This window comes from Streptomyces sp. NPDC005492 (assembly GCF_040605995.1).
GTDB lineage: Bacteria > Actinomycetota > Actinomycetes > Streptomycetales > Streptomycetaceae > Streptomyces.
In genome coordinates, this window is sequence record NZ_JBEXDX010000029.1 from 58,511 (window position 1) to 76,922 (window position 18,412).

16 protein-coding genes and 8 pseudogenes are annotated in these 18,412 nt (G+C 67.7%); 14 read left to right on the forward strand and 10 right to left on the reverse strand.

What is annotated here, in order from left to right; all coding sequences use genetic code 11:
• The first annotated feature begins 146 nt into the window (after positions 1-146).
• On the forward strand, positions 147-305 hold the full coding sequence (locus tag ABZT04_RS31065) for a hypothetical protein (protein WP_356060306.1): 159 nt from the start codon (positions 147-149) through the stop codon (positions 303-305).
• Between the two features lie 140 nt (positions 306-445).
• Positions 446-1,282, forward strand: coding sequence for an SDR family NAD(P)-dependent oxidoreductase (locus ABZT04_RS31070; RefSeq protein ID WP_356060307.1), 837 nt, complete (start codon positions 446-448; stop codon positions 1,280-1,282).
• Here the strand turns inward: ABZT04_RS31070 and ABZT04_RS31075 are convergent.
• Both ABZT04_RS31075 and ABZT04_RS31080 read right to left on the reverse strand, forming a co-directional pair.
• The gene (locus tag ABZT04_RS31075) at positions 1,251-2,054 is read right to left on the reverse strand and encodes a DUF2071 domain-containing protein (protein WP_356060308.1); all 804 of its coding nucleotides are present in this window, start codon (positions 2,052-2,054) and stop codon (positions 1,251-1,253) included. The genes ABZT04_RS31070 and ABZT04_RS31075 overlap by 32 nt on opposite strands.
• On the reverse strand, positions 2,051-2,392 hold the full coding sequence (locus ABZT04_RS31080) for a metalloregulator ArsR/SmtB family transcription factor (protein ID WP_356060347.1): 342 nt from the start codon (positions 2,390-2,392) through the stop codon (positions 2,051-2,053). Before ABZT04_RS31080 ends, ABZT04_RS31075 begins: the two co-directional genes overlap by 4 nt.
• 98 nt (positions 2,393-2,490) lie before the next feature.
• On the opposite strand from ABZT04_RS31080, the gene ABZT04_RS31085 reads away from it, so the two are divergent.
• From ABZT04_RS31085 to ABZT04_RS31095, 3 genes are all read left to right on the forward strand, one after another.
• Positions 2,491-3,405, forward strand: a complete 915-nt coding sequence (locus ABZT04_RS31085; RefSeq protein WP_356060309.1) for a LysR family transcriptional regulator — start codon at positions 2,491-2,493, stop codon at positions 3,403-3,405.
• Positions 3,406-3,509: 104 nt separating this feature from the next.
• On the forward strand, positions 3,510-4,328 hold the full coding sequence (locus ABZT04_RS31090) for an inositol monophosphatase family protein (protein WP_356060310.1): 819 nt from the start codon (positions 3,510-3,512) through the stop codon (positions 4,326-4,328).
• Between the two features lie 30 nt (positions 4,329-4,358).
• A complete protein-coding gene (locus ABZT04_RS31095; protein ID WP_356060311.1) occupies positions 4,359-4,979 on the forward strand; it encodes an NAD(P)H-binding protein in 621 nt (206 codons plus the stop codon).
• 57 nt (positions 4,980-5,036) lie between these two features.
• Here ABZT04_RS31095 and ABZT04_RS31100 read toward each other — a convergent pair whose 3' ends face one another.
• Entirely contained in the window at positions 5,037-5,189 is a 153-nt protein-coding gene (locus ABZT04_RS31100) for a hypothetical protein (protein WP_356060312.1), read from the reverse strand.
• Positions 5,190-5,337: 148 nt separating this feature from the next.
• Positions 5,338-5,511: pseudogene (locus ABZT04_RS31105) on the reverse strand (phage holin family protein); the annotation flags it as partial.
• 143 nt (positions 5,512-5,654) lie between these two features.
• Between ABZT04_RS31105 and ABZT04_RS31110 the strand changes: the two are divergent.
• Positions 5,655-6,848 carry a PP2C family protein-serine/threonine phosphatase gene (locus ABZT04_RS31110; RefSeq protein ID WP_356060313.1) on the forward strand — a complete coding sequence of 398 codons (1,194 nt, stop codon included), beginning with the start codon at positions 5,655-5,657 and terminating at the stop codon, positions 6,846-6,848.
• A 363-nt stretch (positions 6,849-7,211) separates the two neighbouring features.
• Positions 7,212-8,003: a hypothetical protein gene (locus ABZT04_RS31115; protein ID WP_356060314.1), complete on the forward strand. Its 792-nt coding sequence runs from the start codon at positions 7,212-7,214 to the stop codon at positions 8,001-8,003.
• 1,807 nt (positions 8,004-9,810) lie between these two features.
• On the opposite strand, the pseudogene ABZT04_RS31120 reads toward ABZT04_RS31115, so the two are convergent.
• Together ABZT04_RS31120 and ABZT04_RS31125 are read right to left on the reverse strand one after the other, a co-directional pair.
• A pseudogene (locus ABZT04_RS31120) lies at positions 9,811-10,671 on the reverse strand (dioxygenase).
• Between the two features lie 55 nt (positions 10,672-10,726).
• Positions 10,727-11,086 (reverse strand): annotated as a pseudogene (locus tag ABZT04_RS31125) (citryl-CoA lyase); the annotation flags it as partial.
• Positions 11,087-11,258: 172 nt separating this feature from the next.
• Between ABZT04_RS31125 and ABZT04_RS31130 the strand changes: the two are divergent.
• Positions 11,259-11,732, forward strand: a complete 474-nt coding sequence (locus ABZT04_RS31130; RefSeq protein WP_356060315.1) for a hypothetical protein — start codon at positions 11,259-11,261, stop codon at positions 11,730-11,732.
• Between the two features lie 70 nt (positions 11,733-11,802).
• Here the strand turns inward: ABZT04_RS31130 and ABZT04_RS31135 are convergent, their stop codons facing one another.
• A complete protein-coding gene (locus ABZT04_RS31135) occupies positions 11,803-12,330 on the reverse strand; it encodes a proline dehydrogenase (protein ID WP_356060316.1) in 528 nt (175 codons plus the stop codon).
• 45 nt (positions 12,331-12,375) lie between these two features.
• Between ABZT04_RS31135 and ABZT04_RS31140 the strand changes: the two are divergent.
• Together ABZT04_RS31140 and ABZT04_RS31145 are read left to right on the forward strand one after the other, a co-directional pair.
• Positions 12,376-12,453 (forward strand): annotated as a pseudogene (locus ABZT04_RS31140) (helix-turn-helix domain-containing protein); the annotation flags it as partial.
• Positions 12,433-12,654 (forward strand): hypothetical protein, encoded by a 222-nt coding sequence (locus ABZT04_RS31145; RefSeq protein WP_356060317.1) that lies wholly within the window; start codon positions 12,433-12,435, stop codon positions 12,652-12,654. The pseudogene ABZT04_RS31140 and the gene ABZT04_RS31145, both read left to right, overlap by 21 nt.
• A gap of 127 nt (positions 12,655-12,781) precedes the next feature.
• On the opposite strand, the gene ABZT04_RS31150 is transcribed toward ABZT04_RS31145, so the two are convergent.
• Entirely contained in the window at positions 12,782-13,258 is a 477-nt protein-coding gene (locus tag ABZT04_RS31150; protein ID WP_356060318.1) for a hypothetical protein, read from the reverse strand.
• 35 nt (positions 13,259-13,293) lie between these two features.
• Here ABZT04_RS31150 and ABZT04_RS31155 point away from each other — a divergent pair.
• Positions 13,294-13,899, forward strand: a pseudogene (locus tag ABZT04_RS31155) (transposase family protein); the annotation flags it as partial.
• Positions 13,900-13,947: 48 nt separating this feature from the next.
• Here the strand turns inward: ABZT04_RS31155 and ABZT04_RS31160 are convergent.
• Together ABZT04_RS31160 and ABZT04_RS31165 are read right to left on the reverse strand one after the other, a co-directional pair.
• Positions 13,948-14,181 (reverse strand): annotated as a pseudogene (locus ABZT04_RS31160) (transposase); the annotation flags it as partial.
• A 347-nt stretch (positions 14,182-14,528) separates the two neighbouring features.
• A complete protein-coding gene (locus tag ABZT04_RS31165) occupies positions 14,529-15,227 on the reverse strand; it encodes a pentapeptide repeat-containing protein (protein WP_356060319.1) in 699 nt (232 codons plus the stop codon).
• A 767-nt stretch (positions 15,228-15,994) separates the two neighbouring features.
• On the opposite strand from ABZT04_RS31165, the gene ABZT04_RS31170 reads away from it, so the two are divergent.
• The 3 genes and pseudogenes from ABZT04_RS31170 to ABZT04_RS31180 form a co-directional block, all read left to right on the forward strand.
• On the forward strand, positions 15,995-16,537 hold the full coding sequence (locus ABZT04_RS31170) for a hypothetical protein (RefSeq protein WP_356060320.1): 543 nt from the start codon (positions 15,995-15,997) through the stop codon (positions 16,535-16,537).
• A 38-nt stretch (positions 16,538-16,575) separates the two neighbouring features.
• Positions 16,576-17,391 (forward strand): annotated as a pseudogene (locus ABZT04_RS31175) (IS5 family transposase).
• Positions 17,392-17,438: 47 nt separating this feature from the next.
• Positions 17,439-18,238: pseudogene (locus tag ABZT04_RS31180) on the forward strand (IS5 family transposase); the annotation flags it as partial.
• Positions 18,239-18,412: the final 174 nt, after the last annotated feature.

Consider the following 18,412-nt stretch of genomic DNA (forward strand, 5'->3'; position numbering starts at 1 on the left):
CACGGCCCGGCGGCGCTGCTGCGCAAGACGGTTGCCCGGGAGTCGGTCGAAGAGGTGGCGGGGGAGCGCGTCATCGACCTGTTGGCGCGCTGGCCGCCCTCGGCCCGGTCTTCGTCGAGGGCGAATACGTACAGGTCGCACCCGCCGTGGCCAACAAGGACCTGCTGAGACTCGACGGCGCCGGACTGCACGGGGACGAGACCTCGCTCTTCCCCGCCGCGACGGCCCCGGCCGGGGGAGACGCCCGATGCAGCCGGAGCCGACGCTGTGGAAGGACCACCCTGCTCCTCGTCCAGGAACGGTGACTCCCCGGTTCCCGGACGGTCAGCTCTACGTCAGTCTGCAGTCTGCGCGGATTCGATCTCCGGGGTTCCACGATGGATCCGGCCGAGGCGGTGCGGGGTTTCCCGGAGGCGCTCGGTGTCGGTCCTCAGCAGATCCGAACGTGGTCGATGCTCAAGTGGCCTTCTATCGCGGCCTGTTGGCCGGCCGACCGGTGCTGGCACCGCTCGACAACGCCCACGACGCCGAGCAGATACGCCCGCCGCTGTCCGCCGCGGCCGGTCGTCTGGTGCTGATCACCAGCCGGGCCCAGCTCACCAGCCTGGTCGTGGCCGACGGTGGACGCCCCCTCAGCCCGGACCTGCTGTCCTACGGCGAGGCCAGGGAATCGCTCGCGCGACGGCTCGGTGTGGACCGGGTGGCCGCCGAGCCGGAAGCGATCGAGGAGATCATCACGCTGTGCGGCAGACTGCCGCTCGTCCCCGCCGTCATCACCGCGCGAGCCCTGATCACCCCGGCCTTCCCGCTGGCCACGCTCGTCGGCGAATCGAGGGAAGCTCACGGCAGCCTCGACGCGTTCACCAACTCTCGGCGTCCGTGTGGCAGCCGCCCGGTCGGGTGCCCGGTGCGGCAGACCCGTGCCGCGCTGGACGAACTCGCCCGCGCACACCTCCTCACCGAACATGCCCCCGGCCGCTACGTCTTCCACGATCTGCTGCGTGCGTACGCGAGCGAACTCTCCCTGGAGCAGGCGAACGAAGCGGATCTCCCCAGCACTGTTCGCCGCAGCGCCTCGATCCGGCTCATGTTGGAGCGGGGCTCCGGCGCGATCGTGACCGTGGGCTCGGTGAACTCCACGCTGCCCGACCCCCTCGTGATCGACTACAACGCCGCCAAGGCCGCCCTGGCCAGCTTCAGCAAGTCCCTCCCCAAGGAACTGGGACCACGGGGCATCCGCGTCAACACCGTCAGCCCCGGCCCCGTCGCCACCGAGCTGTAGCACGGGCCGCCGCCGACTCGGCGACCGGACAGGCGAGTTGAGCGTCTCGCGTCGTGGCCATGGCCGGGAGCGGCCGCCAGTCGGCGGGGACGTTCCGCATCACCAGAGCGCAATCCAGGGTCGCGCTCCCGGGCGGAAACCGGTCCAGGTCGTCGAAGAAGGACGACTCGGCGGATCGGACCCGGCCGGCTTCCACGTGCCAGGCGTCGGTGCGCAGTTCCATGCCGTCCAACCGGTGGCTCGATCCGGTGGGCGAGAAGCCCTTCGTCCCGTCCCGGAAGAAACGGGAAGCCGCCCCGAGATCGGCGAACAACTCGCTGCCCCGCAACTCGTCGTCCAGCTCGACGGTGACGTCCACTCGTGTGCCACCGTCCCTGGTCGCCAACGCGACACGCACCTGGTCGGGCGTCTCGTGCACCTCGAAATCCGCACGGCCGTGTTCGCCGGGGAACACACGGCCCCCGGCCCAGGCATTGAGCCGCGAGCCGGTGTCGCGGCGCGGGATGTACACGCCGGTCTCGACACCGTCCGGCCCGTCCCACTCGACGGCGATCCGATGCGCCGCGTTCTCGCTCCGCAGCCCGAACGTCTCGGGTACCCAGGACGGCCGCACACTACCCAGGCGCAGGAGGCAGATGCCGGCGACCGCATAGCCGTGCACCAGGTGCGGGCGCAGCGGCTCGGGGAGTTGCCGTGCCGCGACGTCCGGGGCCACCCGGTAGTTCACCAGAAGCCGTCGTTCGATGACGCTGGACAGCAATGGCTGCCTCATGATCCCTCGCTCTGCGCCCCCGGGCGCCATGTGGTGTGGCGCAAGACGATCTGCTCGGGGCAGACGGCGCTGAGAAAGCGTCCGATGCTGGTCGCCAGGCGGTCCTCGGCCAGTGTGTAGAGGATCCTGTTGCCCTCCCGGCGCTCGGTGACCAGGCCGGCTTCCTTGAGCACACCGAGATGGCGGGAGACGGACGGCGCACTGATCGGGAACCTGCCCGCGATCTGTCCGGCAGCCAGCTCGCCGCCCCGCAGCTCCTCCAGGATCTGGCGCCTCGTCGGATCGGCGAGGGCCCGGAAGGCGCTCGCTTCGTCCTGAGCTCGTGTCATGGACTCTATTTAGCACCTTAGCTAAATACCTAACAAGGGGTCTGCGGCCCCCAATGGCACTCGAACATGACCGATGATGCATTCCATGCAGCTCTAGAGTTACTCGCATGCAACTGGACCTGAATCTGCTCACCGCCCTGGACGCTCTGCTCGAAGAGGGCAGTGTCGTCGGAGCCGCCGACCGGTTGAACCTGTCCGCCCCCGCCATGAGCCGTACGCTCGGCCGCATCCGGCGAGTGACAGGCGATCAGATCCTCGTGCGCACCGGCCGGTCGATGACCCCCACTCCGTACGCCGTGGCCGTCCGTGCCGATGTCCACCGGCTGGTGCAGGCTGCCGGGGCGCTGCTGTCGCCGCAGCGGACACTCGACCTGTCCACGCTGGACCGCACCTTCACGGTCCAGTTCCACGACGCCATTACGGCGGCCATCGGCCCTGACCTGCTGAGAACGCTGCTCGTCGAGGCCCCCGGCGTCAGGCTCAGGCTGCTGGCCGAGTCGGGCACCGACACCGACGATCTCCGGCGCGGTCGGGTCGACCTGGAGGTGGGGGCGAGTGAGCCCGCCTCGCCGGAGGTACGCAGCGAGATCCTCGGGCAGGACCGGTTGGTGGTCGTACGACAACCCGACGGGCGCCACAGGCGATTGACGATCGAACAGTACGCACAAGCCCGCCATGTGATCGTTTCGCGCCGTGGCCGGCTCCGGGATCCGATCGACGACATGCTGCGGGCGGAGGGACTCGCCCGCCACGTCGTGGCCTCGGCCCCGACGCTGGGGACCGCTCTGTCCCTGGCCGTGGCCACCAAGGGGGTCGTGACCGTACCCGAGCGGACGAGCGCCTCGACGGTGGCCCGGTACGGACTGCGGTCCTGGCCCCTGCCCTTCGAGGTGCCGCCCGCTCCGATGATCCTGGCCTGGCCCCAGCTCTACGACACCGACCCCGCGCACGTCTGGTTCCGCGAGCAAGTACGCAGGGTGGTGAGGACTGTCGTAGGCGACCCAATGATTGCGTCTGAGTAATCTCTGGCGTCCAAAGCATGCATTTGACGCATGTATAGGCCGGTCACTTCCATGGAGTCCTCGCCGGAACCTTCCCGGCACTCTCCAAGGAAAGTGAGTCCGCCATGAGCACCGCGTCCACCGGACAAGCCACCACCACCGACCTCGCCGAACTGCTCCCGCAGGTCGTACACGCTGCCACCCAAGCCGGTGACCGCCTGATGAAGGCGTTCTCCCGCGACTCCCGTCCCACGGACCGCGCCGCCATGTACAAGCTCGGCATGCACATAGAGAGCGAATCGAAGACCGCCGCGCGGACCGTCCTCAACGACGCCCTGCCCGGCGCCGGTTGGGTCGAGGAGGAACAGGAGGGCAGCCTGTTGCCCGAGGGTGACTGGTGGGTCGTCGACGGGGCGGAGGGCGGCGTCAACCACGTGCACGGACTGCCCGAGTGGGGTGTCACCGTCACGCTGATCCGCGACAACGTGCCCGTACTGGCCGTCGTACGGCAGCCCGTCGGAGACCTCACCTACACGGCCGTCCAGGGCGGCGGGGCCAAGCTCAACGGAACGTCGCTCCGCGCGTCCGACAAGACGGAGCTCGAAGCGGCGATCGTGACCGCGAGCCAGGCCGGCGGCGACGGACACGTCAGCGAGCGGTTCGGTCGCGCCGTGGCTGCGCTGTCCCAGTGTGCGTTGCTGGTGCGCAACACCATCCCGACGACCTTCCCGCTGCTGGCGGTCGCCTCCGGCCAGTACGACGTCTTCTGGCAGTACGAGCCGGACCTGCCCGGCGTCAGCGCCGGTTCCCTGCTGGTCAGCGAGGCGGGAGGGATCGTCACGGACCTGCGGGGCCGGCCCTGGACCCCGGGCAGCCGGGACGTGCTCATCGCCGCGCCCGGCTTGCACGCGGCGGCACTTGCGGTCCTGTCGCCGATCGTCTGACGCGCCCACCCACGTACGAGAAGGAACACCATGAAGATCACTGTCCTGGGGGCTTCCGGCGCGTTGGGGCGTCAGCTCACCCAGCAGGCGCTCGAACGCGGACACGACGTCATTGCCGTGGCCCGCACCCCCGAGCGCATCACCGTGCCGGACTCGGACCGGCTGCACCGTGTCGCCGCGGACGTGCGCGATCCGCACGCGATGGCCGCCGCACTGGGAACCGGGGCGACGATCGTCTCAGGGCTCGGCATCGCCGAGGGCGAGAAGCCGGGCGCCCTCACGGCCGGCGCGCGGGCGGCGGTGGCCGGTACACCGGCGCACGTGGTGTGGGTGGGCGCCTTCGGCACCGGGCAGTCCGCACCCGTGGCGGGCGGAATGACGAGAACGCTCCTCGGGCGGTTCATGCGGGAGGAGATTCCCGACCGGGTCGGGGCGGACACCACGGTTCTCGACGCGGGCGGCACCGTGTTTCACGCGGGTCCCTACTCGAACGGCGCGTTGAGCGACCGCCGACGCACTCTCACCCTGGGCGAGGTGCCCCACCGCATGTTCCCCGCCCGCATCAGCCGGGCCACTGTCGCCGCGGCCATGCTCGACGAGGCCGAAGCCCCGAAGCACTCCGGCCAGACGGTCGTTCCACTGGAGAAGTGAGGCTGCCGAACGCGGATGGCTCTGCCCGTGATGTGCGCGGGGACCGCGGCCGTAGCCCTATTTCTTCTTGCGACGCAGCAGTACGAAGACAGCCAGAAAGGCCGCGCCCGCACTGATCAGTGCGGTGCGGTGGTTCCGCACGGGCTCGGGCGCCGTGGCCTTCACCTGCTCGGCGGCCACGGCTGCTTTGTCCTTGACCGTGTCGGGCACCTTGTCAGCGAGGCCTCGGATGCCTTCACCTCGGCCTGTCCCGTCAGTTCCGCGGCCTTGGCTGTCGTCTGTTCCTTGAGGGCGGTGGCTTAGGGTGATTGCGTCATCGCTTGGCTTGATTTCGGTGGGTGGGCTGCCCGAAGTCGGCCAGGCCGGCCCCTCCGAAGAGTCCGCCACCCTTGCCGTAACGCTTGCCCTTCTCCTTCATCTCGGCCTGCGCCGGCCGCATTTCGCTCCGTACCAGCTCGGTGAGCTGTCGCGAGGCATGCTGAACCAGCTCACCGACCGGCGGCTCTGACGTGTGTCGACTCGTCTCATCCATGACTCGCCTTCCTTCGCGGTGACGACCAAGTCGACACCGGCTCGCATCGGTCGGGCCCACCGCCTTGACCGGTGAGGATGGGCACAACAGGCAATATCGCGCGGAGTCGGGGAAGAAGGTGCGACAGCCGATAGGAGGTTGTCGTGGAGGGTGGAGATCTGGAACTGGGCGAGTTGCTGGCCGCTGCGGAAGCGGCCCCGCCCGGTGAGTCTGTCGACGTCGTGGCACACGACTTGCAGAAGAGGCTTGGCGCGGAGCGTGTGTCCTTCCTGTTCGTCGACCTCATCGGGCAGCGGCTCGTACGCCTGGCCGCGGCCGGCGGCGAGGCCGACGACACTGTCCAGTCGCTGGACCTGCAGGGCAGCGTGTACGACGGAGTTCTGAAGAGCCAGCGCCAGCAAGTGGAAGAGGACGGCCAGGGCGGGCAGTGCGTCATCACGCCGGTCACCAACCGTGGTGACTGCATCGGTGTCCTGGAGGTGACTCTGCAGTGCGCCGACGACGTAGTGCTGCGGCAGGTCCGTGATGCGGCGCACGCGCTGGCCTACATCATCGTCACGGACCGCCGTTTCACGGATCTGTACCATCTAGGCCGGCGCACCACCGAGACCAGCCTGGCCGCGGAGATCCAGCATCAGTTGCTTCCCTCGGCGCCTTGTTGCGAGGCGGAGCAGTTCACCCTCGCCGCGGGCCTGGTTCCGGCCGACGACATCGGTGGCGACACCTACGACTACACCCTCGACCGCGACACCCTGCACCTGTCCGTCACCGATGCCATGGGGCACGACACGAACTCCGCCCTGCTGGCCACCCTGTTGGTCGGCGCACTACGCCGGTCGCGCCGCAGCGGCTGTGATCCCCTCAAGCAGGCCCAGCACGCCCACCAGGCCATGCTGGCTCACAGCCGCGGCCTGGCCACGGGCCAGTTGCTGTGCGTCGACCTCGACACCGGCCGGGTCAACCTGGTCAACGCCGGTCATCCCCGGCCCCTGCTGTTGCGCGATGACGCCGTCGCGGAGGTCGAACTCGCCGTCAACCTGCCCTTCGGCGTGGCGGCCCCCAGCCCGTACCGCCTGCAGGTACTGCACTTGCGTCCGGGAGACCGCCTGGTCCTGCTCACCGACGGAATGCAGGAGCGCGGCGCCGCCGCTGTCGACCTGGCCTCGCTTGTCCACGGCACCCGCGCACTGCACCCGCGAGAAGCGGTCCGGAGCCTGACCGCCGCGGTGCTCGCCGCCTGTCACGGCAATCTCAGGGATGACGCCACGGTCCTGATACTGGACTGGCACGGCAATCGCTGCGGACCGGCCGAGACCGGGCGGGCTGTGCACCAATGAACTGCGGGGTGGGGCCCCCTCCGCTCAACGGCTGCGCCACGAAGTGTGACCCGTGACAAAGCCCCTCAGCCGTCGGCGTGATGAGCCAGATCACCACGTCGGCGACCGGGGGGACGGAGCATCGGAAGGCCTCATAGGGCGGCATCACAGGTCCGCCGTGGAGTGACGAGGATCCGTGTAGGTGCTTCCACGGGCGGAGGGCGTGCGGTGCGAGGCCACCATGCCGAGTCTTCCGCAAGGGTCAGGATCGTTCGAAGAACGGGGCAACCGGGGGCGTTTCCCGTGTGTCTAGCCACTGTTGACACACCATCAGGAATCGCCGTGCGCAGTGACGGCGAACCTGTCGTCCCGAAGGGGGACTCCATGCGCATCCGCCCGGCCCTCGCCGTCGCGTCCCTGACGACCGCCCTGTCCGCATCGGTGCTTCCGGCAACCGCCCACGGCGCGGAACGGGCCGCGTCGAGCGATGCCACGTTCTCGAACGTCGTGGTCAACGGCGGCAAGGACATCGTGCTCGGCCTGACCACGAGAAAGACCGTCACGATCACCTGGACGGTCCGGGATCCGGACGGCGTCGCCGCGTCGTGGGCCTACCTGTGGCATGGTCCGAACACCGACGACGCCGACGGCATCCTGCCGCTGTATCCGCCGGCGGGTGCGTGCACTGTGTCGCCTGCCGACCCGATCACCTCCACGTGCAAGGTGAGCTTCGGTGTGGACGCCGCGCGGGACTTCGACCACAACGGCCTCGCCGGTGCCTGGAAGGTACTCGGCGCGGCACAGGACACCCACGACGATTGGACGGAGACCGACGCCACCGGCACCGCGCAGTTCAAGCGGAACGCCACGGTGACGGTGAACGCCTCGCCCGAGCCGGTGAAAAAGGGCCGGACCATCACGGTCAACGGGAAGCTGACCCGCGCCAATTGGGACACCGGGACGTACACCGGCTACCAAGGCCAGGCGGTCCGGTTGCAGTTCCGTAAGAAGGGCAGCGCCGTCTACACCACGCTGAAGAGCGTCACCAGTGGCGCCGGGGGGAAGCTCAAGGCCACCACCAAGGCCGGGAGCGACGGGTATTTCCGCTTCGTGTTCACGGGCACAGCCACGACGGGCCCGTCGACAGCAGCAGGAGACTTCGTCGATGTGAGGTGACGGACCGGTCCTCTGGAGAGTCAGGGCTGCTGTCTCGGCCCTCGCGCGCGGTTGTCTTCTCGACGTTGGGGCGTTGTGTGGGGTGGTTCTGCGGGTACGTCCGTCTGGTGTGCCCGGGGTCGGTTGCCTCGGCTGCCGGGCCCGCTCTGCTGGATCTCGTGAAGGACGAGGAATTCGTGGCGCTCCATCACGGCACCGACGGGATCCGATGCCGCTTCCGGTCGGGCCCGGCAGACAAAGGCCTTTCGCTCACCGTCGGCCAGGAACAGCGAGAGCAAGGGACTCGAGCACCAGGAGATCTTGACCTGGAGGGTATGGGGTCCACCCGACACCTGCGTCAGACACACTTCCCCGCGTCGCAACCGCCCTACCCGGGATCCGTCGAGGAAGACGTCGTACCGCCGCAGGCGTGCGTACGAATCCTCTTCGTCCCGGAGCACCGAGATACCGGCCGAACCGACCTCGGCACCGTCGGATTCCGCAGAGAGGCTGGAATCCGGTGGTGCGGGGGTCGGACGCGAGTTGCGCATGAGCAGGCCGGGCCGCCGGTGAAGGCGACCGAGAGCTCAGTGAGAAGTCCGAGGAGGAAGGCCGCAAGCCCTGCGACGGCCACGGCCTTGAGGACGGGATTCGCTTGGTCCGCGTCGACTCCGGGCCGCACCCATGCGCCACTGAGGAGCAGGACGGCGATACCACTGAGGCAGACTGCCCCCGGGACAGGGGCGCTTTCGATCCTCGTACGCTGCTCTGGCGTCAGAAACCGTGCGAAGACCGAGGGGTAGGTCGGTGGCAGGGAGCCGGTCCAGGGCCGGACGACCCTGCGGCAAGCCCGCGTGGCCAGCAGAGAAAAGATTGCCGCCCCGGCCAGGGCAGTCCATGAGGGAACCACTGCAACCAGCTTCCGAGGTCCATGATCACGGTGTTGTGCGGCGCGGTCATCAAAGCTCCGCCGTCAACGGTACTGCTGCTCGGAGGCCTGCGGCCGGCCGGGGTCGTGCCCATGGGGGTTCTGTCCCTCCGGAACATCGGATCAGGCCGAGGGGTGTGCGACGGCCGACTTGGCTCGACTCGTTCCGGATCCGGCCGTGTTGGGGGCGGCGGCTGGCTCGGTGTCGTCCGCGTCGACCGGGGACATGTGCCCCTCTCGTCATCGTCCTGTCCCTGCGGCCAGGCGCATTGGTCACCGGCAAAAGCGACCTGGTCGGCGTAGGCGTACCCCCGGGGCGACGCGACGGCGACCGGCACGGCCGACACGACGGGACGGACCAGGCTGTCCCGGCCAAGGACAAGGACAGGGTCGCGGTGTGCTGAGCAACGCGCGTCGTCCTCAAGGGTGTTGGCAGCATCCTGGTGGAGCACTGCGTTGACGATCTCCCGCATCGCGTACCGGCGGTGATGGCTGCTGACCGAGGTATGCGCGGCATTCCACACAGCGACCGCAGGCTCGACCAGCGCCCGCTGCTCGTCACGCACGTCGGTCTTGTAGGGCTTGCGCTCGCTCAGGGTGCCCAGCCCAACATGCCCATGGCCTCCGGCCGGCCAGTAGGCCGCACCGCCACATGTTCAGAGATGACAAAACCCCTATGCACTCTCATTCCGCCCTGAAGATCGCTGGCTACCTTTTGACCCGGCCACGGATGGCGAGAGCGGCGAGACCGACCAGCACTGGGTTCGGTGAGCCGAGAGCCCCTTCCCCAGCCGCGGGGCAGTTCGTTCGACGTCGGACACGGGCTCGCACGCCCCGTCGATGAGCATCAGGAGCCGGGCCCGGTGCCGCGGTCGCACTGCCGCACCCTCCGCCCGGCGGTCAGCGGGACTCCAGGACGAAGTCGAATTCGGCGTGCAGGTACGGCACTTCGAGCGTGCCGCCGTCCGGAGCGGCGGTACCGGCCGGTTGTTCGGTGAACGGGATGATCAGTACGTTCTTGGTGCCGAAGACGACGTCGGAGTCGAGGTAGTCGCTGCCCGCCTGGAACGGATGGGTGATCAGTTTCCGGTAGCCCTGCTCGTCGATCAGGAAGTGGACGTGTGCCGGCCGGAAGTGGCTGAGCTCCGTCCTACGCATCAGGTCGCCGACGGGGCCGTCCATGGGTATGGCATAACCGCGCGGTGCGATGGTGCGGATGCAGTAGGTGCCGTCCTCACGGGTTCGGTACTTGGCCCGCAGGCGTGCCTAGTCGATCTCGGGGAGCTGGGCCTCGTAGGCGCCTTCCGCGTCGGCCTGCCAGACGCCGAGTACGGCGCCCGGAAGGGACTTGCTATCGGTGTCGGTGACCCTGCCGGTGAAGAAGAGCGGTGTTCCTGGGATGCCGTCCGACATGTCGAAGCCGTGGGGTGCGGTCGGTGAGCCGTCGAGGTGGAACGGCCCGAGCACCGTCGCGGGGGTCGCCCGTGGTGTGAAGGTGTTGTTCAACTGGACGACCAGTGTGCTCAGTCCGAGCACGTCGGAGGTGAGGATCAGTTCCTGGCGCTTGGCGTCACTGATCTGGCCGGCCGCGGTCAGCCACTCGATCGCGGCCATCCACTTGTCCTCGGTGAGCCGCACCTCGCGCGAGTAGGCGTGCAGATGACGGACCAGTGCGGTCATCAGCTCGCCCAGCCGCGGGGAGTGCGCGGTGGCCCACCGCTCGACGGCCAGCTCGGTGAGGTTGTCCTCGTCGACGAACACGGTTGCGGCTCCTTGGTCTGCGGTGCTGGTGGACGGTGGGGCGGCGGTCGCGGGGTCAGTTCTCCCGCCGGTCCTTCGTGAGCGGGTTCGGGGTGAAAAGCTCGGGCCGGACAGGGGTGTTGTTGAGGTCGACGGACAGGAAGACGTCCTGGGCGACGGGGTGGCGCAGTTCCTCGGCGAGCTGCCCGATCAGTCCGGCCGTACGGGCCAACAGGGCGAAGCCGCGCAGGAGTTGGAGTGGGAGGCCGAGGTCCGCGAGGGCGGCGCCGCACACCCCCGCTCCGTTGAGGGGAAGCGTCCGGTGCAGCACTCGCGGGTGCGTCCGGCCGATGGCGGCGAACAGGTTCAGGTGCGGGCCGAGGACGCCCTCCTCCTCGGCGATCCGGATCAGTCTCGGTGTACGGGGGTCGCCCTCGACAACCCCTACACGTACACCGACTACCGCAGCACCTCGACCCACGGCCGCTGAACCGTCCACGGGCGACAAGAGTCGCGGGAGCGCGTGCGGGTGGGCGCCGATGAGGTGGGGGCGGACGGCCGGTCCTGGATACGAATCCGTCGTCCGTGACGAGATGAGGCAGAGTCCGATGAGCCACCTGACCGCACTGTTGGAGCAGCACGTCGCCGGGGGAGTCTCCCCGGAGCGGTCGCCCTCGTGGACCGCTCAGGCGAGGTGGAGACCGCGGCCGTGGGAACGACGGAGCCCGCAGGCACGGCGCCACCGCCGCCGTGCCTGCGCCCATCGACGACCGTGCCGGCTGCCGGAGCCGGCCTCCCCGAAGGTCGTCCGCACTCCCGCGAGCGAGCTGGACGACGTGGTGTCGGCCGCCCGTCTCCTCACGGTCGAGGACGTCCTGTCCTCGCACTCGGGATGGGGCTTCGGGATCAACCTCACCGCGCCCGTGCAAGGCGTGCTGGTGGTACGGGCGACGGGGCGCGGGCTGCCGGAGTTCCTGGCCGAGCCAGTCTTCGAGCCGCTCGGTCTCACAGATGGATGCCCTGGTCAGATGCCTCTCCGTCTGCGCCTGGTGCCGCATCGCGCAACGTTCGCCCCGACGTGACGCATTGTCTGGTTTCTGTGTCGGGCGGTAGGGAGACGTGTCGTCCTGGGGTGGTGCGTGGGCGGAATGGTCAGTTCGTGTTGCCAAGGACGCTGCTGGCCGCTGCGTGGAAGTCTGTCACGGCCTGGTGGAGGGCGTGCTCTCGCCCGGACGCGAGAGCGGTGTCCGCCGCCTTCTGGGAGGAGTCCTCTGCATGGGCGTTCTGCACCATCCGGCGCATCACACTGGAGAGGTCGCGGGAGGCGCGCGCCACACAGTCGGCTGCTTCCGTCGTGGAGAGCGGGCCTTCAAGGATGACGACTTCCGCGGCACGGTGGACCTCCCGGGCCAGCGCGACGAAACGGCGGACCTTCTCGTTCACATCCCGCAGGTCAGGAGTTTCCGGCTGGAGTGCGTCCAACACCGCGTCCATGGCGAGGTCCCGGTCGGGAAGAGCACTGAGGTAGTTCGCGTAGGCGTCTCTGCGGTGTTGCCTGAGCCACTGGTCGAACTGCCGGCGTGCCGTCGCACGCCCGCTCACCGACGCCGCGCCGACGGTGGCGAGGGAACCTACCGCGGCGCCGAGCAGTGCGGCGAGTCCGGCATCCACGATCCCCATTCTGTCGTTCCCTCCTGATCCGTCAGCGACGACGAGGGCGGCCGCCTGCTGCGGATCGTCCGCAGAGATACCGGGTCGGTGGTGACCTGGGGGCGGGCGCAGATGGTGCTGCTGTCCGCGCAGGGTTGGTTCGCCGTCGACGGTACCGGCTGTGCCGGGCATGAGGATCAGGGCAGCATGATCCGCCGCTACTACGGCACGAGCAGGTTCTTGGTCTGCTGGTGGTACACGGCTTGCATGGCGCTGACCAGCGCGAATGTGACGGCTGATGTGGATCTGGCGGTCTCTGGCCCGCATATGGTCCGGATCTTGGTTGTGGGTTGAGCGAGACCTCGACTGGGTTGGGTGTGGGGGCGGGTGGGTGGCGAGTGCCTTTGCGGTGGTCTACTTCACCCGCTTCTACCGCTGACTAAGGGCTGTCCCGTAAAAGATCTCCGGGGTCGGCGGTGCGCTACCCCATGACCGCGCGGGCCGCGTCCAGAAACGCCAGTCGGTTGCCCTCCAAGTAGTCCCGCACGCTCTCGCTGTCGGGCAAGCCTTCCCACACCGTCCGGTTGAGGTCGAGGAAGTATGCGCGTGCCGCGTCGTATACGGGCAGAGGGAACTTGACGCGGATGAGCCGCTCCGCAACCCACAGCCTGTTCATGACGTCCCGGGTCGTGAGGAACCAGGGGTCGGTGTCCTCCCACTCGGGAGGCCGCCTGTAGGCGGAGCCTTCGGCCTCGGCTCCCACCTCGATGAACCGCTCCAGCAGCGCCAGCCGTTCCCCGCGCCGGGCTTCCGACAAAGCGATCTGCTGCCGTTGCTGTTCAGCGCGTTCCGCCGAGAGTTGAGTCCTGTGCTGGACGAGATAGGACAACGAGCCACCGAGGACGACGCCGCCCAGCGATATGAGTGACACCCAGACCTGACCGTACATGGCGGTCATGGTGCCATGCCGTCGATCTTTGAGACGATCTCGCTGTGGCTGGTGTGATCACGGCATCCGAGCCCTCCTGGACAGCCCCGTTCACCGGGCTGAGCCCGCGTCAGCTCGGCAAGCTGATCACCGAGCTACGGCGCGAGGGCGCGGATCAGGTCCGCAAGGGCCGGCCGTGGAGCCTGCCGATCGAGGGCCGGTTGTTGCTGGTCGCCGTGTACTGGCGCACGAACCTGACACTGCGCCAGCTCGCCCCGCTGTTCGGCATCTCGAAATCCGCAGCCGACCGCATCATCGACCACCTCGGGCCGTCGCTCGCCTTCCAGCCGCGCAGGCGGTTCCGCAAAGACACCGTGCTGATCGTGGATGGAACCCTCGTGCCCACCCGTGACCACGCAGTCGCCGAGCAGTCGAAGAACTACCGGTACTCAACCAACCACCAGGTTGTCATCGATGCAGACACCCGACTCGTGGTCGCCGTCGGCCTGCCCTTGCCCGGCAACCGCAACGACTGCAAGGCGGGGGAGCTGTCCGGCGCGAAGGACGCCGTCGGCCGCACCACGGTCATCGCAGACGGCGGCTACCGGAGCACCGGCCTGGCCATCCCCCGCCGCCGCGAGCGCGGCCAGGCCGAACTCCCGGCCTGGAAAGGAGCGGTCCACGCCGAACCAGCAGGCCAGCACGTCGTGGGTGACGCCATGGCGGAGGTGGACCAACGTGGCCAAGAGCCGGTCGACGAAGACGAGCTTGTGCTCGGCACCCGCGCCGGCAACTCGCCGGCGTGGACGCGGAGTGAGGGCTGCCTGGTGCCGTTCGTGCCGCAACGGGCCGATCTGCGCCACGACTTCGGCGATCACCTGTGAACTCAGCCCGGTGATCTGCTGTCTGCGCATGACTGCTGCACGTGTCCGGTTCCCCACCACGCAGACCATGATCGATGATCAAGGTCGCGCGTGCCACCGCCAACCATGCACGAGCTCGTTAGGCAGGCACGCCGGCGACCACGTCCGCCCTTACAAAGCAGGTGTCGGCCGTTCGAGACTGTCCGGGCCCACCAGTAAAAATGGCCCCCGACTGCTTGGCCTTCTGCATCCACCCTCGACCTCAACGCGAGCCGAGCCGGACGGCTGCCTCAGCAGCCCGTCTATGTGCCCGAGCGCATGGCGCTGCGAGAAAACGGCGGTGGCATCAGGGACTCAGCCTTTTACAGTTACGCGGATGGCAGGAGCGGTTGGGAACCGCGCCTGCGTTCACGAACGGCATCGAGGTCGTCGTGGCGTCAGCCAGTTGTCCAATCCGGGCACGGCCCATTAGTCCCTTTACCTGTGACACTCTTCCCTTGGTCGTCGTACCATTTCATCGGTCTGACCTGGGCTTCGAGGTCTTTGTGCTTTTCGAAAAATCTAGGCGGCCAACATGTCTTCTTATTTACCTGCGCACCAAGTAGGGTCTTGATAGTTCTCATCTCCGCGCGGCCCAGGTTGGCACTGAGTAGCAGAGCGCCGGATAGGTCAGCCTTTCGGAAACTGGCGGTCTCCAAGTTGGCGCCGGTGAAGTCAGCACCGCGCAGATCGGCGCCGTCAAAGTCAGCACCCAGAAGCTCGGCATCACGAAAGCTCATGTCTCGCAGGTCGAGGTCGCTGAAGTCGGCACCCTTCATCTTCTTGCCGGTGAAATGCATGCCGTCCAGCGGCCGCCCCCCAGGCGTGAACCCAGGAATGCTCTCGGCGATCTCCACATTCGCACGCCAGACGGCTCGCTCCTGCGCGGCAACGAACCCATTCTCCAGAAACCACACGCTCAGTCCGACCGCGAAGCCGGTAATCAGTCCACCGCCGATACCGGAGAGGACTTCAACGCGCGCAGTCGTGCCTTCTGGTCCGTTCTTGGCCATGTGCCATCCGTAGGCCGCGAGCGCGATGCCTACGAAGATAAGAACCAGGACCGCTACAAAGTGTTCCCAGCCGATGCTACCCATCCCCCGCCTCCTTGTGATCCCGCCGGATGCTCTATCCATCACCACGCACGGCCTTCCCGCAACGGGCCAATCGGATGACTGGTCAGTCGCCGCCGGCAGCAGGGGGGACATCAAGGCCGAGGCCCACCAGCTTCTGTCAGTCCAACTGCTGTAGGCACTCGGGGCCCTGGAGTAGGTAGGCGTCAAGGGCAGGTGAGGGGCCCGTAACGGCTCAGGTGCAGGCACTGAGCGACCTGGCGGAAGGCAGGCTGGACGACCAAGTTCGAGAGCGGTCCGAGATCATCGAGCGAGGCCCTGTGCCCTGGGCCGTCTCAGTTCCCGTCTCATTCACCACCGTTCGCGGACGTTCAGGCGGGACCGCAAGCCCTCTACTGCTCCCCGGCCAGCCGCCCATGAACCCAGGTGAACGCCCCCGAACGACGTCCACCACCCCACCACCACAGTTGGAAAGCGTGTTGAGGCGCACCCCCTCACGAGTTCGAATCTCGTATCCTCCCCCAGCGCCTCACCGGGCATGATGTCGTTAGGGGACGAGGGCGTCGGCACAGCCAGGCAACCACATCGTGTGCAGCATGCCGCGCTGCTCCTTGGCGGCCTTTTTGTCCCACAGGGCCTGGAACGTCTGGCCAGTTGACTGCACTAACTCGGGCCTGGGCTCGACGTCGTATCGGTGGTGGGAAGGAGGACGTAGTCGTCGCGGAGGGGCCCCGTGAACACGTTGGACAGCAAACTGGGCTTGGTCCACCAAGGCCGCGAGGGGAGAATCGATGGACGTTGCGGGCACATCGATCACAGCGGTGGTTGCGCTGCTTGGCGTGGTTCTGGGCGGATGGTTGTCCATTCACAATCAAGATCGGTTGTGGCAACGCGACCACGCACGCCAATGGAGGGACATCCGCCTCGCTGCCTACAAAGACTTCGTGGCTGCCTACCGTCAGTACGTCGCGTACACGCTTGAGCCGACCGCCAACATCACGGCCGTCCCGCATCCGCGGGTACCCGGCCGCCTCATGCCGTTCTTTGACGAAACCGGACGGCCCTACAAAGAAGGGCTTGAGGCAACCTCGATGGCCGTTCGTCTCGTGTCGGAGTCCGCCGAGACTCTCAGTGCCACAGAAGAAGTGGTCATCAGTGTCCGCCACCTCGCCGCCCGGCGAGCCACGCATACCGAGGCTGCTCTTCCGGCGGAGGACTTCGAAAAGCTGTGGTCGGCCCAACATGCATTTTTGACGGCAGTCCGGCGGGAGCTAGGCCTTACCGAGATGCCTCTGAGCGCCTACGGAGTCAGGTGGTGGCGTTCCGAAACTTAGACCGTGTCCTACGTGGTGAGGCGGATGTTGAGCCGTACATGGCGCGGGGTACGTGGAGTTGGATTGTTCCGGATGGTCTGTGGGAGATCGCGAAACCGTTGATCCCGCCGTCTCGGGTGCGGCCGCAGGGCGGTGGAACGCCGGACACGCCTGATGAGACGCTGTTCGCGGCCATCATCTACGTCCTGGTAAGCGGCTGCGGCTGGCGCCAACTGCCGCCCTGCTTCGGGATATCGAAGTCGACCGCCCACTGCCGATTCCTGATCTGGTCGAGAGCCGGCGTCTGGGGCCGCTTGCACGAAGCGGTCCTGCACCGCCTCGACGACGCCGGCCTCATCGATGTCACCCGTGTCGTCCTCGACACCGCCCACGTCAGGGCTAAAAAAGGGGCGAACACACAGGTCCGAGCCCCGTGGACCGAGGCGAGCCGGGTTCCAGCATGCACGTCCTGTCGGATGCGAACGGACTGCCGCTTCTCGTCGGTGTCTCGGCAGGCAACACCCACGACAGTGAAGGGCTGAAGCCCATGATCGAGGGTCACCAAACGAGACACGACCCTCACCGCGGCCGGTACTTCAAGCCCCAGCGCCTCCACGCAGACAAAGCCTACGACCGCGCCGACCTGCGCAAGTGGCCCAGATGGAGGCGAATCGGAGTACGCATCGCCCGCAAAGGCATCGAATCCAGCGAGCGGTTAGGGCATCGGAGGTGGGTGATCGAGCGCACGATGTCTTGGCTGTCCGGCTACCGCAGACTCAGCCCCCGCTACGAACGTCATCCCCGGAACTACCTGGCATTTCTCGGACGCCGCCGCCCTCTGCTGCTACAAGCGCCTCGTCCGCCTCACCACGTAGGACACGGTCTAAGGAGTCATCTCATTTGGCTTGGGAGGCTCCCAGCCGTGGCAACGATCGTTGAGCGACTGGTGCCCGATGAAGTTGTGGGAGCTGTTCCAGCGTGTGGTTCCGGAGGCGCCGTTGCGGCCCCAGGGCGGAGGTTGGCGTCGGCACGGCGACCGCGAGGTGCTGCCCGCGACCGTTTTCGTGGCGGCCTCGGGCTGCACGTGGTGGCAGTTGCCGACCGCGTCGTTCGGGCCGTCGGCGCGACGGTTCACCGCCGGTTCACCGAGTGGACGAAGGCCCGGGGGTGGGCCAAGCTCCACCGCCTGGTGCTCGACGAACTTCGATCCCGTGGCGAGCTGGACTGGTCCCGGTGCGCGATCGACTCGGTCCACATGCGAGCCCTGAAAGGGGGAGCTGATAGGTCCGAATCCTGTAGACCGTGGCAAGTACGGGCCAAAGATCCATTTGATCACGGAGCGGGCCAGGCTACCCCTGTACGTTGGTCTCGCGGGTGCCAACACACACGTCAGCCAGGCGCTGATCCCGCTGGTGAAGGGCATTCCTCCGATCCGCTCCCGTCGCGGGCCCCGGCGGCGCAGGCCCCACAAACTCCACGCCGACAAAGGCTATGACTACAACCACCTGCGGCGGTGGATATCCAGCCGGGGGATCCGGCATCACATAGCCGCAGGTATCGAGACCTCGCAACGGCTCGGCCGCCACCGTTCGACGATCGAACGCACCATGGTCCCGGCTCGCCGGATGCCGACGCCTGCACCGCCGCTATGAACGCAAAGCCGACCACTTCCTGGCCTTCATCAGTATCGCCTGCCCCCTGATCTGCTACCGCACGCTCACCAAAAGAGATGACTCCCACGATGCCTTGGTGACCAACGGGGCGACCGCGCCGTCCGCGACTCTGCCGGCGATCGCCCGTACCGAACTGTCGGCGTGGGTGGCGCAGAAGGTGGGACGACCGCGAAGGAGCCGGCGCGGAGGCGGGCGGCGGTCGCCGTCGCCCGCCCCGCCGTGA

Coding starts and splice junctions, on each gene's coding strand:
- ABZT04_RS31165 (WP_356060319.1), bottom strand. CDS start 15,227: ATGGGTAGCATCGGCTGGGAACACTTTGTAGCGGTCCTGGTTCTTATC.
- ABZT04_RS31145 (WP_356060317.1), top strand. CDS start 12,433: ATGGTGCTGCTGTCCGCGCAGGGTTGGTTCGCCGTCGACGGTACCGGC.
- ABZT04_RS31130 (WP_356060315.1), top strand. CDS start 11,259: ATGAGCCACCTGACCGCACTGTTGGAGCAGCACGTCGCCGGGGGAGTC.
- ABZT04_RS31090 (WP_356060310.1), top strand. CDS start 3,510: ATGAGCACCGCGTCCACCGGACAAGCCACCACCACCGACCTCGCCGAA.
- ABZT04_RS31170 (WP_356060320.1), top strand. CDS start 15,995: ATGGACGTTGCGGGCACATCGATCACAGCGGTGGTTGCGCTGCTTGGC.
- ABZT04_RS31150 (WP_356060318.1), bottom strand. CDS start 13,258: ATGACCGCCATGTACGGTCAGGTCTGGGTGTCACTCATATCGCTGGGC.
- ABZT04_RS31095 (WP_356060311.1), top strand. CDS start 4,359: ATGAAGATCACTGTCCTGGGGGCTTCCGGCGCGTTGGGGCGTCAGCTC.
- ABZT04_RS31115 (WP_356060314.1), top strand. CDS start 7,212: ATGCGCATCCGCCCGGCCCTCGCCGTCGCGTCCCTGACGACCGCCCTG.
- ABZT04_RS31135 (WP_356060316.1), bottom strand. CDS start 12,330: ATGGGGATCGTGGATGCCGGACTCGCCGCACTGCTCGGCGCCGCGGTA.
- ABZT04_RS31075 (WP_356060308.1), bottom strand. CDS start 2,054: ATGAGGCAGCCATTGCTGTCCAGCGTCATCGAACGACGGCTTCTGGTG.
- ABZT04_RS31085 (WP_356060309.1), top strand. CDS start 2,491: ATGCAACTGGACCTGAATCTGCTCACCGCCCTGGACGCTCTGCTCGAA.